This is a genomic window from Bradyrhizobium centrolobii (assembly GCF_001641635.1).
Classification (GTDB): domain Bacteria; phylum Pseudomonadota; class Alphaproteobacteria; order Rhizobiales; family Xanthobacteraceae; genus Bradyrhizobium; species Bradyrhizobium centrolobii.
Window position 1 is genome coordinate 123577 of sequence record NZ_LUUB01000036.1, and the last position, 16495, is coordinate 140071.

The following is a 16495-nucleotide window of genomic DNA, read 5'->3' on the forward strand; positions in this document are numbered from 1 at the left end:
GGGCGCACGCCATGAACGTTCTTTCCTCCGTTGACACCAAGAAGATTGAGGTTGCCGAGATCGTGGATGAGCTCTGGTACAAGGACGCCATTATCTACCAGCTCCACGTCAAGGCCTTCGCCGACAGCAACAATGACGGCATCGGCGACTTCACCGGGCTGACCGAGAAGCTGCCCTATCTCCAGGACCTCGGCGTCACCGCGCTGTGGCTGCTGCCGTTCTATCCCTCGCCCGGCCGCGACGACGGCTACGACATCGCCGACTACGGCTCGGTCAATCCCGATTTCGGGACGATGAAGGATTTCAAGCGCTTCATCCAGGAGGCGCAGCGGCGCGGCCTGCGTGTGATCACCGAGCTCGTGGTCAACCACACCTCCGACCAGCACAAATGGTTCAAGCGTGCGCGCCGCAGCCAGCCGGGCTCCAGCGCGCGCAACTGGTATGTCTGGAGCGACACCGACCAGAAGTACCAGGGCACGCGGATCATCTTCACCGACACGGAGAAATCCAACTGGACCTGGGATACGGAGGCCGGGGCCTTCTACTGGCACCGCTTCTTCTCGCACCAGCCGGATCTCAACTTCGACAATCCGCGCGTGGTCAGCGCCATCATTCAGGTGATGAAGCGCTGGCTCGATGCCGGGGTCGACGGCTTCCGGTTGGATGCCATTCCCTATCTCTGCGAGCGCGAGGGGACCTCGAACGAGAATCTCCCCGAAACGCACGAGATCATCAAGCGCCTGCGCCAGGAGCTGGACACCTACTCCAAGGGCAAGCTCCTGCTGGCCGAGGCCAATCAATGGCCGGAGGACGTGCAGGAATATTTCGGCCGTGGCGACGAGTGCCACATGGCCTACCACTTCCCGCTGATGCCGCGCATCTACATGGCGATCGCGCAGGAGGACCGCTTTCCGATCACCGACATCCTGCGCCAGACGCCGGACATTCCCGCAAGCTGCCAATGGGCGCTGTTCCTGCGCAACCATGACGAGCTGACGCTCGAAATGGTGACCGACGTCGAGCGCGACTATCTGTGGTCGACCTACGCCAACGATCCACGCGCGCGCATCAATCTCGGCATCCGGCGGCGCCTTGCGCCGCTGATGGACAACGACCGGCGCAAGATCGAGCTGATGAACTCGCTGCTGCTGTCCTTCCCCGGCACGCCGATCATCTACTACGGCGACGAGATCGGGATGGGCGACAACATCTATCTCGGCGACCGCAACGGCGTGCGCACGCCGATGCAGTGGAGCCCCGACCGCAATGGCGGGTTCTCCCGCTGCGATCCCGCCCGCCTCTATGCGCCTCTGATCATGGACCCCGTCTATGGCTACGAGGCGGTCAATGTCGAGGCGCAGTCGCGCAGCCTGTCCTCGCTGCTCAGCGCCACCAAGCGGCTGATCTCGGTGCGCAAGTCGACGCTCGCCTTCGGCCGCGGCACGATGACCTTCATCCGCCCTGCCAACCGTGCGGTGCTCGCCTATGTCAGGCAGTATCGCGACGAGGTAATCCTCTGCGTCGCCAATCTCTCGCGCGCCGCGCAGGCGACCGAGCTCGATCTGTCACCGTGGAAGGACCGCATCCCGCAGGAAATGCTCGGCCGTACCCGCTTCCCGGCGATCGGCGAACTGCCCTACATGATCACGCTCGGGCCTTACGGCTACTACTGGTTCCAGCTCCTGGAGCGCGACAAGTCGGAGCCGGTGGTGCCGCGGGCGGTGCCCGAATTCGAGACGCTGGTGGTGCCGGTCAACTCGACCTGGGTTTCGCTCGCCCGCGAGCGCGGCATGTTCGAGCGCGACGTGCTGCCGGGCTTCCTGTCGCGGACGCGGTGGTATCCGGAGCACAACCCCAAGCAGATCCGGCCCACGCTGACTTCGGCGGTCCCGTTCTGCGACATCGGCGACAACCGGCCCTGGATCGCATTCTTCGAGGCAACGCAGCACGACGCCCCCGCGCGCTACGTGCTGCCGATGCAGATCGAGTGGGTGCGCTTCGATCGCGAGCGCTTCAATCCGAGGGCGCTCGCCGCCGTGCGCCAGGGCGCGCGCGAGGGCACGCTGCTGGACGTGGCGACCGATCAGATCTTCATCGGCCTGTTCCTGCGCAACCTGTCGCAGCATCTGGTGGTGGAGGAGAACAACCTGCGGCTGGAGTTCAAGCCGACCAGCCTGTTCGCCGACTACACCGTCAAGGAGCCCGAACGTATCCGCACGATCGAGCAGTCGAACAGCACCGCCCTCGTCGACAACCAGTATGTCGCGAAGATCTATCGACAGCTTGAAGGCGGCATCAATCCCGAGATCGAGATCGGCCACTACCTCACCGAGGTTGCCCGCTTCGCCAACAGCCCTGCGCTGCTCGGCAGCGTCGAGCTGATCGAAGGCGACCAGCGCAGTGCGCTCGGCGTCCTGCACGCCTATATCGAGAATCAGGGCGACGGCTGGGCGGTAACCGCCTCCCATCTCGACCGCTATATCGACGAGCAGCGGATGCTGATGGCGAGCCAGATGTCTCACGACAGCCAGGAGCCAGCATCCTATCTGCACCATCTGGTGCAGACCGGCCGACGCCTCGCCGAGCTCCATATGGCGCTAGCTGACGCAAAGCCCGGCGACCTCGCCCCCGAACCGATCGAACCGGCGCACGTCAACCGCTGGATCACCGATCTCAAGGCCCGCGCCGACCTGATCTGCGAGCGCCTGACCGAAAGCCGAGAGGCTTTCCGCGAAGCCGACCGCCCGCTGATCGACCAGCTCGCGGCAGCGCGGGGAGGGTTGTTCGACCGACTGGACGCGCTATTGCCATCGGATGTCGGCGGGTTGAACATCCGTCATCATGGCGACTTCCGGCTCGGGCAAACTCTGATCGTGAAGGACGATATCTTCATCATCGATTTCGACGGCGATCCGCGCCTGCCCTTCGCCGATCGGCGGCGCAAGGCGCCGGCCGCGCGCGACGTCGCCGGCCTGATCCGCTCGATCGAGCTTGCCGCGACCGCAGCCTTCCATCGCGCGCTCGCAGGCCCGCCGGTTGAGCAGGGCCGGCTTGCAACCGCGCTCGGCGAATGGCGCGATCGCGCCACGGCGATATTCCTCACCGCCTATCGCGAAGCCATGACGAACCGGCGGCTGTGGCCAAATGATCCGCAATCGGCGGACAACCTGTTAAGGTTTTTCCTGCTTGATCAAACGTTCGAAGAGGTGGAGTACGAACTGTCCCACCGGCCGGAGGGGCTCAATGCGCCGCTGACCGGGCTGCTTCGCATTCTGTCCAATGCCGAGAGCGAAGCACATGCCTAAGCTGCCTGCCGAGGCCTACGCAATCATCGAGGGCCGCCATTCCGACCCCTTCCATTATCTCGGGCTGCATCCCGAGGGCGGGAAAAGCGTGGTGCGCGCCTTCCTGCCGGAGGCCTCCAATGTCGAAGCGGTCGGCGAGCACGGCGAGGTGGCGCCGCTCGATCGCGTCCATGAGGCCGGCCTGTTCGTCGGCGCCCTGCCCAATGGCTCCAGGCGCTATCAATTGCGCGCCAAGTTCGGCGACAGCGTCGTCGAGTTCGAGGACGCCTACCGCTTCCCGCCGATCCTCACCGACTTCGACCTCTATCTGCTCGGCGAAGGCACCCATCAGCGCCTCTACGACAAGCTCGGCGCGCATCCGATGACGCTCGACGGCGTCGACGGCATCGGCTTCGTGGTGCTGGCACCGAATGCAAGGCGCGTCAGCGTGGTCGGCGATTTCAATTTCTGGGACGCACGGCGCCATCCCATGCGGGTGCGCGGCGTCGGCTATTGGGAATTGTTCATCCCGCACGCCAAGGCCGGCGATCACTACAAGTTCGACATCGTCGGGCCGCACGGTCACCAGTTGCCGCTGAAATCAGACCCGATGGCCTTCGCCACCGAGGTCCGGCCGAAGACGGCCTCCATCGTGTTCGACGAGGCCAACCTGCCGCGGCCGCGGCCGGCGCCCGACGGCGTCAACGCGCTGTCGGCGCCGATGTCGATCTACGAGGTCCATCTCGGCTCTTGGCGCCGCAAGAGCGACGATGAATGGCTGACCTATCGCGAGCTGGCCGAGCAGTTGCCGGCCTACGTCCGCGACATGGGCTTCACGCATGTCGAATTCCTGCCCGTGAACGAGCATCCGTTCGACGGCTCCTGGGGCTATCAGCCAACGGGCCTCTATGCGCCGACCAGCCGCTTCGGGTCACCGGACGATTTTGCCGCGCTTGTCGATGCCTGCCATCGCGAGGGCATTGGCGTGCTGCTCGACTGGGTGCCCGGCCACTTCCCGGACGACCCGCACGGACTCGGCCATTTCGACGGCACCTCGTTCTACGAGCACGCCAATCCGCTCCAGGGCCGCCACCTCGACTGGGGCACGCTGATCTACAATTACGGTCGCACCGAGGTGATGAACTTCCTGGTGTCGAACGCGCTGTTCTGGCTGGAGCGCTACGCCATCGACGGGCTGCGCGTCGATGCGGTGGCTTCCATGCTCTACCTCGACTACAGCCGGCCGCCGGGCGCCTGGATCCCGAACCAGTATGGCGGGAGGGAAAACATCGAGGCGATCGCGTTCCTGCGCCGCTTCAACACCGAAGTGTTTGCCCGCTTTCCGCAGGCGACCACCGCCGCCGAAGAATCCACCGCATGGCCGCAGGTCTCGCGGCCGGTCGAATTCGGCGGGCTCGGCTTCGGCTACAAGTGGAACATGGGCTGGATGCACGACACGCTGAACTACATCAGCAAGGACCCGATCTACCGCAAGCATCATCACGGCGAGATCCTGTTCGGCCTGCACTACGCCTTCTCGGAGAACTTCATCCTGCCGCTCTCGCATGACGAGGTCGTGCACGGCAAGCGTTCGATCCTGGGCCGGATGCCCGGCGACGAGTGGCAGCGCTTCGCCAACTTACGCGCCTATTACAGCTTCATGTTCGGCCATCCCGGCAAGAAGCTGTTGTTCATGGGCGCGGAAATCGCGCAAAGCCGCGAATGGAATCACGACCAGTCGCTCGACTGGCATCTGCTCGAATACAAGAACCATTCCGGCATCCAGGCGCTGATCCGCGATCTCAACCGGCTCTATCGCGCGGTGCCTGCGCTGCACCAGATGGATTGCGACCAGGCCGGCTTCGAATGGCTGATCACCGATGATGCCAACCGCAACACCTTCGCCTGGATGCGCAAGGGATTTGACGAGCATTCGCGCTGTCTCGTGATCGTCAACTTCTCACCCAACGTCTATCGCAACTATCGCGTTCGCGTGCCCTTTGCTGGCAAGTGGAAAGAGGTGTTCAATTCGGACTCCGCCCATTACGGCGGCAGCAATGTCGGGAACGTCGGAGAGGTCGTTGCCGTTGACGGCAAGGCGCCCGAGCTCCGCCTCACCATTCCGCCCCTGGCCGCGATCTTCCTCGTTCCGGAAAGCTGACCCATGCGCTTGACCGCCGGATCGCCCGCACGTCTCGGCGCAAGCTGGGACGGACGCGGCACCAATTTCGCGCTGTTCTCCGCCAACGCGCAAAAGGTCGAGCTGTGCCTGTTCGACAGCCAGGGCCGCCGCGAGCTCGAGCGCATCGAATTGCCGGAGCGCACCGAGGACGTCTGGCACTGCTATCTCAATGACGTCTCGCCGGGCCAGCTCTACGGCTACCGCGTGCACGGCCCCTACGAACCCGAGCACGGCCATCGCTTCAACGCCAACAAACTGCTGCTCGACCCCTATGCCAAGCGGCTCGCCGGACGGCTGGTCTGGAGCGATGCGCATTTCGCCTACCGCACCGGCAGCCCGCGCGAGGATCTATCCTTCGACCGGCGTGACAATGCGCGCGGCATGCCCAAGGCGGTCGTGGTCGACGAGACCTTCAATTGGGGCCGGCGCGAAATCCGGCCCCACATCGCCTGGGAGGACACCATCATCTACGAGGCTCACGTCAAGGGCCTGACGCAGAAGCGCGATGACGTTCCGCCGAACCTGCGCGGCACCTATGGCGGTCTGTCGTCGCCCGCGATGATCGAGCATTTGAAGCGGCTCGGCGTCACTACGATCGAGCTCCTGCCGATCCACAGCTTCGTGGACGACCGCATACTGGTGGAGAAGAAGCTCGCCAACTACTGGGGCTACAACACGCTGTCGTTCTTCGCGCCCGAGCCGCGCTACGCCCAGGACAATGCGCTCGACTCTTTCCGCACCACCGTCGCGCGCCTGCACGACGCCGGCATCGAGGTGATGCTCGACGTCGTCTACAACCACACCGCGGAAGGAAATCACCTCGGTCCGACGCTGTGCTACCGCGGCATCGACAACGCTTCCTACTATTGGCTGAACCGCGAGAACCCGCGCTACTACGACGATTTCACCGGCTGCGGCTCTTCGGTGAATCTCTCCCATCCGCGCGTGCTCCAGATGGTGATGGATTCGCTGCGCTACTGGGTCGAGGTCTGCCATGTCGACGGCTTCCGCTTCGACCTCGCCACCACGCTGGCACGCGGTCCGAACGGCTTTGATCGCGGCAGCTCGTTCCTGACCGCGGTCCGGCAGGATCCGGTGCTCGCCAGCGTCAAGCTCGTCGCCGAACCCTGGGACCTCGGGCTCGGCGGCTACCAGGTCGGTGCCTTTCCCTCGCAATGGTCGGAGTGGAACGACCGCTATCGCAGCGCCATGCGCCGCTACTGGAGCGGCGAAGGCAGCCTGATCGGCGACATCTCCAGCCGCATGACGGCGTCCTCCGACCTGTTCAACCATGACGGACGGCGGCTGCGCGCCAGCATCAATCACATCACCGTCCATGACGGCTTCACGCTCGCCGACCTCTTCAGCTACAACCAGAAGCACAACGAGGCCAATGGTGAGGACAATCGCGACGGCTCCAACGACAACCACAGCAACAATTGTGGTGTCGAGGGGCCGACCGACGATCCCAATATCCTCGGCCTGCGCCGGCAGCTCCGCAAGAACGTGCTGGCCTGCCTGATGCTGGCACAGGGCGTCCCCCTCGTCCTCGCCGGCGATGAGGTCGGCAACTCGCAGTCCGGCAACAACAACGCCTATTGCCAGGACAATGAGGTCGGCTGGGTCGGCTGGGACAACCTTGGCAAGGAAGGCGAGGACATGGTCGATTTCGTCGCCCATCTCGCCGACATCCGCCGCAAGTTTTCGCAATTGCGCAGCCACCGCTGGCTCGACGGCCGCCCCGCGGAGGCCTCCTCCTATGGCGCATTGTGGCTGACTCCGGCCGGCGAGGAGATGAAGGAGAGCGACTGGAATTTCCCGGAAGGACGGTTCCTCTCCTATGTGATGGGGCCGCTGGAACCGGGCGGGGCTGCGATCTTTATTGTCCTGAACGCCGCGCCCGAAGAGATCGCATTCAGGTTGCCCCAGATGACCGAACACAAGAGCTGGCAGCAGATCCTGAACACCACCGAGGCCAAGCTGAACACGATCGAATTCCAGCCCGGAAGCGACAGCAAGGCGCCGCCGCGCTCCGTGCTCGCCTTCGCGGGCGCGCTATGAGACCATCCTTCGGCGCAAGGCCAACAAAAGACGGTGTGTCGTTCCGACTCTGGGCGCCCGCCGCCAAACGCGTCGATCTTCTGCTCGACCGGCGTCATGCCATGCGCCGCCGCGACGACGGCTGGTACGTCGCCGAGATTGTCGGCCTGACCGCCGGCAGCCGCTACAAATTCAGGATCGACGACGAGATCGACGTGCCCGACCCGGCCTCGGCCTTCCAGCCCGACGACGTGTCCGGCCCGAGCGAAGTGATCGATCACGCGGCTTTCGCCTGGCGCGCAAACGACTGGCGCGGCCGTCCCTGGGAAGAGACGGTGCTGATCGAGACCCATGTCGGCACCTTCACACCGCAAGGCACTTACCGCGCGATGATCGACAAGCTCGATCATCTGGTGAAGACCGGCATCACTGCGCTGGAGCTGATGCCGCTTGCGGACTTCGCGGGCCGCCGCGGCTGGGGCTATGACGGCGTGTTGTGGTATGCGCCCGACGACGCCTATGGCCGTCCCGATGACCTGAAGACGCTGATCGACGAGGCGCATCTGCGCGGCGTCATGGTGTTTCTGGACGTCGTCTACAATCACTTCGGCCCCGAGGGAAACTACCTCGGCCGCTACGCGCCGACCTTCTTCACGGACGCGCACACGCCTTGGGGCAGCGCGATCGACTATCGCGTGCCCCAGGTGCGCGCCTTCGCGGTCGAGAACGCGCTGTCCTGGCTCAGCGACTACCGTTTCGACGGCCTGAGGTTGGACGCCGCCAACCACATCATCGCGCCTCCCGGCGAGACGTCGATGCTGCAGGATCTCAGCGTCGCCGCCGGCGAGCTCGCCAAGGCGACCGGACGCCACATCCATCTCGTGCTGGAAAACGGCGACAACCGCGCGAGCCTGCTCGATGCCGCGCAGGAGCCGCCCAACGGCAAATATCGCGGGCAGTGGAACGACGACTACCATCACGTCTGGCACGTGATGCTGACCTGGGAGCTCGCCGGCTACTACGCCGACTATCAGACGCCGCGGCTCGATCTTGCGCGCGCGCTGGCCTCGGGCTTCGTCTACCAGGGCGAGATCTCGGAATTCTGGGGCAACAAGCCGCGCGGCGAGCCGAGCGGCGCGCTGCCGCCGGCGACCTTCGTCACCTTCCTCCAGAACCACGACCAGATCGGCAACCGCCCGCTCGGCGACCGGCTCGATAGCCTGGCATCGCCGCAGAAGATCGAGGCCGCACTCGCGGTCACGCTTCTCGCTCCGATGATACCAATGCTGTTCATGGGCGAGGAATGGGGCTCGACAACGCCCTTCCCTTTCTTCTGTGATTTCCACGGCGGGCTTGCAGATGCCGTGCGCAAGGGACGCCGGCAGGAATATGCCTGGGCCTATGAGAAATATGGCGACGAGGTCCCTGACCCGCTCGACCCGACGACGCCGCAATTGGCCGTGCTCGACTGGACGTCCCGCTCGCCCGAGCAGGAGGCGCGTCTGGCGCTGGTGCGAGAGCTGCTCGCGCTTCGCCGCAAGGAGATCGCGCCGCGATTGAAGGGCGCGGCCTTCGGCAATGCCGAGACCACCGACAATGGTCTCTTGACCGCACATTGGCGCTTGGGGGACGGCGCGATGCTGCGCCTGACCGCCAATCTGTCGGACCATGAGATCACGCATTCCAGCGACAACGCAGGCACGCCGATCTGGGGCGGCGCGGCCGGCGACCAGCTTCCGCCTTGGTCAGTGCACTGGCGCCTCGGAGGTTAGCATGCCTCCCGCCATTCCCCTTGCCACCTATCGCCTGCAACTCACCGCGGATTTCGATTTCGATGACGCCGCCGAGGTTGTGCCCTACCTCAAATCGCTCGGGATCACCCATCTCTACGCTTCGCCGGTGATGAAGGCACGCAAGGGCTCGACCCACGGCTATGACATCGTCGATCACAGCCAGCTCAATCCCGAGCTCGGCGGCGAGGCCGGCTTCGCACGGCTGAGCGAGGCGCTGAAGAAACACGATCTCGGCCTCATCATCGATTTCGTGCCCAACCATGTCGGCGTGCATTTTGCCGACAATCCCTGGTGGCTGGACGTGCTGGAATGGGGACAGGCTTCGCCGCATGCGATTTCCTTCGACATCGACTGGGACCTGCTGCCCTACCGCGCCCGCGGTGGCGTTCTCCTGCCGATCCTCGGCGTGTCCTACGGCGAGGCGCTCGAGCGCGGCGAGATCGAATTGCGCTACGATCCCGAGGAAGGCAGCTTCTCGGCCTGGTATTTCGAGCATCGCCTGCCGATCGCGCCGGAGCGCTACCGCGAAGTGCTGCGCATGATCGTGAAGGAGGCGGACGCCGCCGAAAGCGAGGCGGGCAAGCGCCTGCTCGCGCTCGCCGCCCGCTACACGGGGCTGCGGCGCCCCAACCGCGAGGAAGCGCCCGCGTTCAAGACGGAGCTGAAGGACATCGCTGATGGTGCCGACATCATCGCGCGCGGCCTTGCCGCCTATCGCGCCGTCAAGGATCGCCCGGCGCAGACGCTGGCGCTGCATCATCTGCTGGAGCGCCAGAACTACAAGCTCGGCCATTGGCGGCTCGCCTCCAGCGACATCAACTATCGCCGCTTCTTCGACGTCAACGGGCTCGCCGGCCTGCGCGTCGAGGATCCCGGCACATTCGCCGCCACGCACCGGCTGGTGAAGCAACTGGTTGCGGACGGCAAATTGCAGGGCTTGCGCCTCGATCACATCGACGGCCTGCGCGACCCCGCGCAATACTGCCAGCGGCTGCGCCGGATCGTGCGCGATGCGCAGGGCAATACAAAGCCGTTCTACACCGTGATCGAGAAGATCCTGTGCGAGCACGAGCGTCTGCCGCACCTCGTCGGGATACAGGGGACCACCGGCTACGAGTGGATGAACGCCATCACCCAGGTACTGGTCGACGCCAAGGGGCTGGAGGCGTTGGACGAGACCTGGCGGCAGATCAGCAACAGGGCACCGCGGCTCGCGCCTTACATCAAGGACGCCAAGCGGCGCGTGCTGGAGACGCTGCTCACCAGCGAATTCATCGTGCTGACGCGGCTGCTTGCGCGCATCGCCAACGGGCACTACTCGACCCGCGATTTCTCCGCCGACAGCCTGCGGCAGGCGCTCGAGCTCTACGTGCTGCATTTTCCGGTCTATCGCACCTATCTCACGACGGGCGCACCGACCGCGCACGATCGCAAGCTGATCGACGAGACAATCGAACATGCACGGGCCGAGTGGTTCGCAGCGGACGATGGCATTTTCGATTTCCTGCGCGACGCCCTCACCATGGACCTGCTCAAGCCGGACCGGCCGCCACACAGTGCCCGGCGCGTCCGACGCTTCGCGCTGAAGGTGCAGCAATTCACCGGACCCATGATGGCGAAGTCGCTCGAAGACACCGCCTTCTATCAGTTCCACCGGTTGCTCGCCCTGAACGAGGTCGGCGGCGATCCCGCAAGCACCGGGCTTGCGCCACCCGCCTTTCACCAGACCATGCAGGCCCGCGCCAGGGAATGGCCGCATGGCATGACGGCGACCGCCACGCACGACACCAAGCGCGGCGAGGACGCCCGCGCGCGCATCGCCGCGCTCAGCGAGATTCCCGGCGAGTGGACCAGCGCGGTTGCCCGCTGGAAGGTCATGAACGCGCCGCACCTTGCGCTCCGCGGCAGCATGCGCGCGCCGTCGGCAACGTTCGAATACATGCTCTACCAGACCCTGCTAGGAGCCTGGCCGCTTGAAGGGCCGGATGCCGATTTCGCAGAGCGCATCCAGGCCTATGCACTCAAGGCCGCGCGCGAGGGCAAAGAGGAGACGAGCTGGCTCAATCCACACGAAGCCTATGAGGAAGGTCTGCGGAGCTTTGTCGAAAAGATCCTCGATCCCGCCCAATCCGGCGAATTCCTGGCGGCCTTGCAAACCCTGGCGCGGCGCGTGGCGCTGCTTGGCGCGCTGAACTCGCTGAGCCAGCTCACGCTCAAGGCAACGCTGCCGGGCGTTGCGGACTTCTATCAAGGAACCGAATTCTGGGACCTGTCGCTGGTCGATCCCGACAACCGCCGTCCGGTGGACTTTGCCGGCCGGCATGCGGCGTTGGCGTCGCTGGAGACTTCGGACTGGAGCCATCTGATCAAGACCTGGCCGGACGGTCAGCTCAAGTTTGCCTGGACGCGGCATCTGCTCAGACTGCGCAACCAGCTTGCCGACGTCTTCACCCGTGGCGACTACCAGCCGCTGGAGGTCCGCGGCACGCACGCCGACCATGTCATCGCGTTCGCCCGCCGGCATGGACGCGCTGCCGCGATCATGGTGGTCGGGCGGCTGTTCGCGCCATTCACGCAGGCAGGGCGTGAATGGCCTGCGCTTGAGAATATCGACGCGACCGTCGACATGACGGGTTACACTGCACCGCGCCTTGCGGGCAACGAATTGCCGCTCGCGCAGGCCTTCCGTGATTTTCCCGCGGCCGTCATCGAGGCGCGCGCCACGACTGTCGCGAAGCCGGTGCGGAAGCGGCTGCGCGCCTGATCGCTATTTTTTCTCGTCCTTGGTCAGCAGCAACTGGCCGCGCTTGCGGATGGCGGCCTGCGCCATTTCGGCGAAGCGCTGCAACAGCCAAGGCAGCGTCACCTCGACCCGGACATGATCGTCGGCAACGTCGACCTGGCCGGTCGCGAGCTGCCCGAGCGCGCGGATGCGGAAGATCATGCTGTCGCCGCTCCAGCGTTCCTCCTCGACCTGCATCACGGGAACGCTGGCCGCGGCACGGCCAAGTCCGGACTTGAGCCGGCGTACCGCTTCCTCGCGGCCGAGACGATGCGGAATGGAAACGACGAGCGGTGCTGACATAGCCGTGCCCCGTGCTGATTGATTCCTCACTTAGTCATGCCGGCCGCCGTGGCAAAGGTTCCATGCACACTGGACCGGCCGGTGCGTTTCACAACCGGAACTTCCGAAGTTGCGGCAAGTTGCTCCAGCGCAACCGGACAAGTGCAAGCAACCCTTTCACAAGGGGGGAGGAGATTTCGTATGTCTATCGGTACAATCATTCTGATCATTTTGGTCATCGCCCTGCTCGGCGGCTTCAGCGGCGTCGGCGGCGGCCCGTTCTACGGCACCGGCTATTACGGCGGCGGCGGCCTCGGGCTCGTCATCATCATCCTGCTGATATTGCTTTTGCTGGGACGGATCTAGCCGCACACCCTTCGAGTGTCGTCGTTGGTTTGCGACCAAACCTACTTCACCTTCGCCGCCAGCTTCTTCATCGCCGCCTTGATCGACGCGGCGGCGTCGTCGTAGCCCTCCCACGCCTTCGATCGAGCCAATAGACCCGGCACCGTCCGCAGCGTGTATCGCTTCGGATCGAGATCGCTCTTCACCTGCGCCCAGTTCAGCGGCATCGAGACCGTTGCGCCTGCGCGCGCACGCGGCGATAGCGGCGCCACGGCCGTCGACATGCGGTCATTGCGCAGGTAGTCGAGGAAGATCTTTCCGTTGCGCAGCTTCTTCGACATGTTGAGCAGATAGCGCTCGGGATCGTTATCGGCCATCCACTGGCAGACGCCTTGCGCAAACGCCTTTGCTTCCTTCCAGCTCACCTTGTCGCGCGCGCCGTAGAGCAGCGGCACCACCACGTGCAGGCCCTTGCCGCCGGTGGTCTTGCAGAAGCTTTCCATGCCGACATCGGCCAGCCGCTGCCGCATGTCCTTCGCCGCCTCGACGACATCGGCAAAATCGACATCCGGGGCGGGGTCGAGATCGAACACCAGCCGGCCGGGCGTGTCGTAGGCGTCCGGTGCGCAATTCCAGGGATGCAGCTCGACGCCGCCGATCTGCGCGACAGCAGCGAGTCCCTCGACGCGATCGATCTGCAAGTACGGCTTGCGATCGCCGGAGACCTTTGCCAACTCGAGCAGGTTCGAGGTGCCCTGCATGGCATGACGCTGGAAGAACTTTTCCCCCTCGATGCCGTCGGGCGCCCGGACGACCGAGCAGGGCCGCCCCTTCAAGTGTTCGATCATCCATTCCCCGACCGCCTCGAAATAGCGCGCGAGATCGAGCTTTGTGACGCCCTCGCCGTCCCCACCATCCGGCCACAGCTCCTTGTCCGGCTTTGAGATCACGACGCCCATCACCTCGGCGGTGCCGGCGTCTTTCAACCTCTTGACCGACTTCGCTGCGGCCTTCCTCTTGGGAGCAGGCTCGGCGAGTTCGGTATCGACGGGTGTTTCCGCCTCGACCTCCTCGGCCGGCTTGTCCTGCCGCAGGCCCTTGAATGCGGCCTGACGGATATTGCCGTCGGCGGTGAAGCCGGCGAACTCTATCTCGGCGACGAGCTCCGGCTTCAGCCAGTGCACGTCGCGGGCCTTCTTCGGCGCGTTCTTGCCGCCGAAGGGACTCTCGTTCGATGCCGCTTTTTTCAGGAGCGGCATGATGCGCTTGACCTTGTCAGCGCCAAAGCCGGTGCCGACGATGCCGACATAGGCGAGGTGATCGCCGCGATAGACGCCGGCCATCAGCGAGCGGAATTTTCCGGCGGTCGTCTTCCAGCCGCCGATCACCACTTCATGCCCGGCGCGGCATTTCGCCTTGGTCCAGCTCTCGGTGCGGCCGGAGCGATAGGTTGCGTCGAGCTTCTTCGACACCACGCCTTCGAGCTTGAGCTTGCAGGCCGATTGCAGCACTGCATCGCCCCCGCTCTCGAAGTGCTCGACAAAGCGGATCTGGCTCGACTTCCTCTTGCGCGCGTCCAGAAGTTTCTTGAGCCGCGCCTTGCGCTCGCCGAGGGGCAACCGGCGGCAATCGAGGTTCTCGGCAAACAGGAGATCGAAGGCGAAGAAGATCAGATCTTCGGTCTTGCCGTCCGAAAGCGCAGCCTGAAGCGAGGAGAAATTCGGCGCGCCATTGTGGTCGAGCGCGACGATCTCGCCGTCGATCATCACGTCCGGCAGCGCGCCGGCCTCCTTGACGATCGAGGCGAACTTGTCGCTCCAGTCCAGCCCCTTGCGGGTCTTCAGCGCCGCCTCGCCGTCCTCGACCCTGAGCTGCACGCGATAGCCGTCGAACTTGATCTCGTGGCACCAGCCTTCGCCGGCCGGCGGGCGCTCGACCGGCGTACAGAGCTGCGGCGCGACGAAGTCCGGCATCTCCGAGACTTTCCTGGCATTCGTCGCCGTCGAGGTCTTCTTCCTTGCGGTCTTGCCGACCTTCAATGCGGTGCGAGGCGCCGGCTTCACGGTACGCCCCTTGGTTTCTTCGGCGCGGTTGGATTGCCACACCGCATCGGCCTTGCCCTTGGCGCCCTTCGCCAGCATGAAGGGCTTTGGCGCGCGGCCCTTGCCCTCGGCGATCTGCTCCATCGCGCGTCCGGAGGCGACCGACTTGTCCTCGTCGAGAATGTCGTTGTCCGCGCCCTCGCGCGCATAATCGTCGCGGTGCTTGATCAGGAGCCAGTTGGTGCGCTTTCCGCCGGTGCGATCGCTGCGCATGCGCACGAGCACCCAGCTGCCGTGCAGCTTGTCACCCTGGAGCGTGAACTTGAGGTCGCCCTTCTCGAAGCCGCGCTCGGGATCATCGGATTCCCAGTAGCCGCGGTCCCACAGCATCACCGTGCCCCCGCCATACTGGCCTTCCGGAATCGTGCCTTCGAAATCGCCATAGTCGAGCGGGTGATCCTCGACCTCGACCGCAAGCCGCTTGTCGTGCGGATCGAGCGAGGGCCCCTTCGTCACCGCCCAGGACTTGAAGACGCCGTCGAATTCGAGCCGGAAATCGTAATGCAGCCGGCTCGCATCATGTTTCTGGATCACGAAGCGCCGCTGCTTCGAGGGTGTGACCGCGACCTCGCCGGAGGGCTCCGGCGTCTGCTCGAAATTGCGCTTCTGTCGATAGGTGGAGAGCTTTCTCAGCACGACCGGACCCGCATTCTCTTTCCGCGTTGAAGCCTATCACGGCAAAAGTCCCATCCGGAACCAAAACCCAACAGGCCGGTTGGGGTTCCTAAAACGCCTTGAAAACACTGGAGAATAGAATGGCTCCCCGCGCCTACTGGAAGGGAACGTTGAAGCTGTCGCTGGTGAGTTGCCCGGTCGTGCTCTATCCCGCGACCACGGCGGCCGAGAAGACGCGGTTTCACATGATCAACCGCGAGACCGGAAACCGGCTCAAGCAGCAGATGATCGACGCCGAGACCGGCGACGTCGTCGAGGGCGATCAGAAGGGACGCGGCTACGAGCTGCGCAAGGGCAAGTATGTCGAGATCGAACCGGAAGAGCTCGAGGCGGTCCAGGTCGAGAGCAATCACACCATCGACATCGAGAGCTTCGTGCCGAGCGACGAGATCGACCAGCGCTACCTCAACCACCCCTATTACATCGCGCCCGACGGCAAGGCTGCGATCGATGCCTTCGCCGTGATCCGCGACGCCATGAAGGATCAGGAGCGCGTGGCGCTTGCCAAGATCGTACTCACCAACCGCGAGCATGTCATGGCGATCGAGCCGCTCGGCAAGGGCCTGCTCGGCACCACGCTGCGCTACCCCTACGAGCTGCGCGACGAGGACCAGTTCTTCGACGACATCAAGAGCCCGAAGATCACCAAGGACATGGTCGAGCTCGCGGGACACATCCTGCACTCCAAGGCCGCGCATTTCGATCCGTCCGAGTTCAAGGACGAGTATGAGAACGCGCTGAAGGCGCTGGTGAAGCGAAAGGCCAGCGGCAAGAAGATCGAGCTCCCCGAACCAGAGGAGCGCCCGAGCAATGTCGTCAGCCTGATGGACGCACTGAATCAGAGCCTGAAAGGGCGCGGTGGCTGGAGGAAATCGGCGCGATCCCATCCGCGGCGAACCACGAGCCGCCATCGCAGCACGCGAAAAACGCACCGTTCGACGGCGCGGCATCGCAAGGCGGGTTGATGGCATCGTCATTCCAGGGCGATGCGAAGCATCGAGCCCGGAATC

9 protein-coding genes are annotated in these 16495 nt (G+C 64.5%); 7 read left to right on the forward strand and 2 right to left on the reverse strand.

The window, feature by feature from the left end; all coding sequences use genetic code 11:
- Nucleotides 1-11 precede the first annotated feature (11 nt).
- From treS to treY, 5 genes are read left to right on the forward strand one after another with little or no spacing between them, the layout of a single operon-like run.
- Nucleotides 12-3305, forward strand: a complete 3294-nt coding sequence (gene treS, locus AYJ54_RS08460; protein WP_063698230.1) for a maltose alpha-D-glucosyltransferase — start codon at nucleotides 12-14, stop codon at nucleotides 3303-3305.
- On the forward strand, nucleotides 3298-5445 hold the full coding sequence (gene glgB, locus AYJ54_RS08465) for a 1,4-alpha-glucan branching protein GlgB (RefSeq protein ID WP_063698232.1): 2148 nt from the start codon (nucleotides 3298-3300) through the stop codon (nucleotides 5443-5445). The genes treS and glgB overlap by 8 nt, the downstream gene beginning before the upstream one ends.
- A 3-nt stretch (nucleotides 5446-5448) precedes the next feature.
- Nucleotides 5449-7527, forward strand: coding sequence for a glycogen debranching protein GlgX (glgX, locus tag AYJ54_RS08470; protein ID WP_063698234.1), 2079 nt, complete (start codon nucleotides 5449-5451; stop codon nucleotides 7525-7527).
- Nucleotides 7524-9278, forward strand: coding sequence for a malto-oligosyltrehalose trehalohydrolase (treZ, locus tag AYJ54_RS08475; RefSeq protein WP_063698236.1), 1755 nt, complete (start codon nucleotides 7524-7526; stop codon nucleotides 9276-9278). Before glgX ends, treZ begins: the two co-directional genes overlap by 4 nt.
- Before the next feature lies 1 nt (nucleotide 9279).
- Nucleotides 9280-12063, forward strand: a complete 2784-nt coding sequence (gene treY, locus AYJ54_RS08480; RefSeq protein WP_063698238.1) for a malto-oligosyltrehalose synthase — start codon at nucleotides 9280-9282, stop codon at nucleotides 12061-12063.
- A gap of 3 nt (nucleotides 12064-12066) precedes the next feature.
- On the opposite strand, the gene AYJ54_RS08485 is transcribed toward treY, so the two are convergent.
- Complete coding sequence (locus AYJ54_RS08485) at nucleotides 12067-12384, reverse strand: polyhydroxyalkanoic acid system family protein (RefSeq protein WP_063698240.1); 318 nt, start codon at nucleotides 12382-12384, stop codon at nucleotides 12067-12069.
- Between the two features lie 180 nt (nucleotides 12385-12564).
- On the opposite strand from AYJ54_RS08485, the gene AYJ54_RS46915 reads away from it, so the two are divergent.
- Entirely contained in the window at nucleotides 12565-12729 is a 165-nt protein-coding gene (locus tag AYJ54_RS46915; RefSeq protein WP_082905547.1) for a DUF3309 family protein, read from the forward strand.
- A 41-nt stretch (nucleotides 12730-12770) separates the two neighbouring features.
- On the opposite strand, the gene ligD is transcribed toward AYJ54_RS46915, so the two are convergent.
- Nucleotides 12771-15446: a DNA ligase D gene (gene ligD, locus AYJ54_RS08490; protein ID WP_063698242.1), complete on the reverse strand. Its 2676-nt coding sequence runs from the start codon at nucleotides 15444-15446 to the stop codon at nucleotides 12771-12773.
- A 119-nt stretch (nucleotides 15447-15565) separates the two neighbouring features.
- Here ligD and ku point away from each other — a divergent pair, with 119 nt between their 5' ends.
- On the forward strand, nucleotides 15566-16450 hold the full coding sequence (ku, locus tag AYJ54_RS08495) for a non-homologous end joining protein Ku (RefSeq protein WP_063698244.1): 885 nt from the start codon (nucleotides 15566-15568) through the stop codon (nucleotides 16448-16450).
- The last annotated feature ends 45 nt before the right edge of the window (nucleotides 16451-16495 follow it).

What these genes read in the sequence shown, in the direction of transcription:
- treS (WP_063698230.1), top strand. Translation starts at nt 12, where the DNA reads ATGAACGTTCTTTCCTCCGTTGACACCAAGAAGATTGAGGTTGCCGAG.
- ku (WP_063698244.1), top strand. Translation starts at nt 15,566, where the DNA reads ATGGCTCCCCGCGCCTACTGGAAGGGAACGTTGAAGCTGTCGCTGGTG.
- glgX (WP_063698234.1), top strand. Translation starts at nt 5,449, where the DNA reads ATGCGCTTGACCGCCGGATCGCCCGCACGTCTCGGCGCAAGCTGGGAC.
- AYJ54_RS08485 (WP_063698240.1), bottom strand. Translation starts at nt 12,384, where the DNA reads ATGTCAGCACCGCTCGTCGTTTCCATTCCGCATCGTCTCGGCCGCGAG.
- treY (WP_063698238.1), top strand. Translation starts at nt 9,280, where the DNA reads ATGCCTCCCGCCATTCCCCTTGCCACCTATCGCCTGCAACTCACCGCG.
- treZ (WP_063698236.1), top strand. Translation starts at nt 7,524, where the DNA reads ATGAGACCATCCTTCGGCGCAAGGCCAACAAAAGACGGTGTGTCGTTC.
- glgB (WP_063698232.1), top strand. Translation starts at nt 3,298, where the DNA reads ATGCCTAAGCTGCCTGCCGAGGCCTACGCAATCATCGAGGGCCGCCAT.
- AYJ54_RS46915 (WP_082905547.1), top strand. Translation starts at nt 12,565, where the DNA reads ATGTCTATCGGTACAATCATTCTGATCATTTTGGTCATCGCCCTGCTC.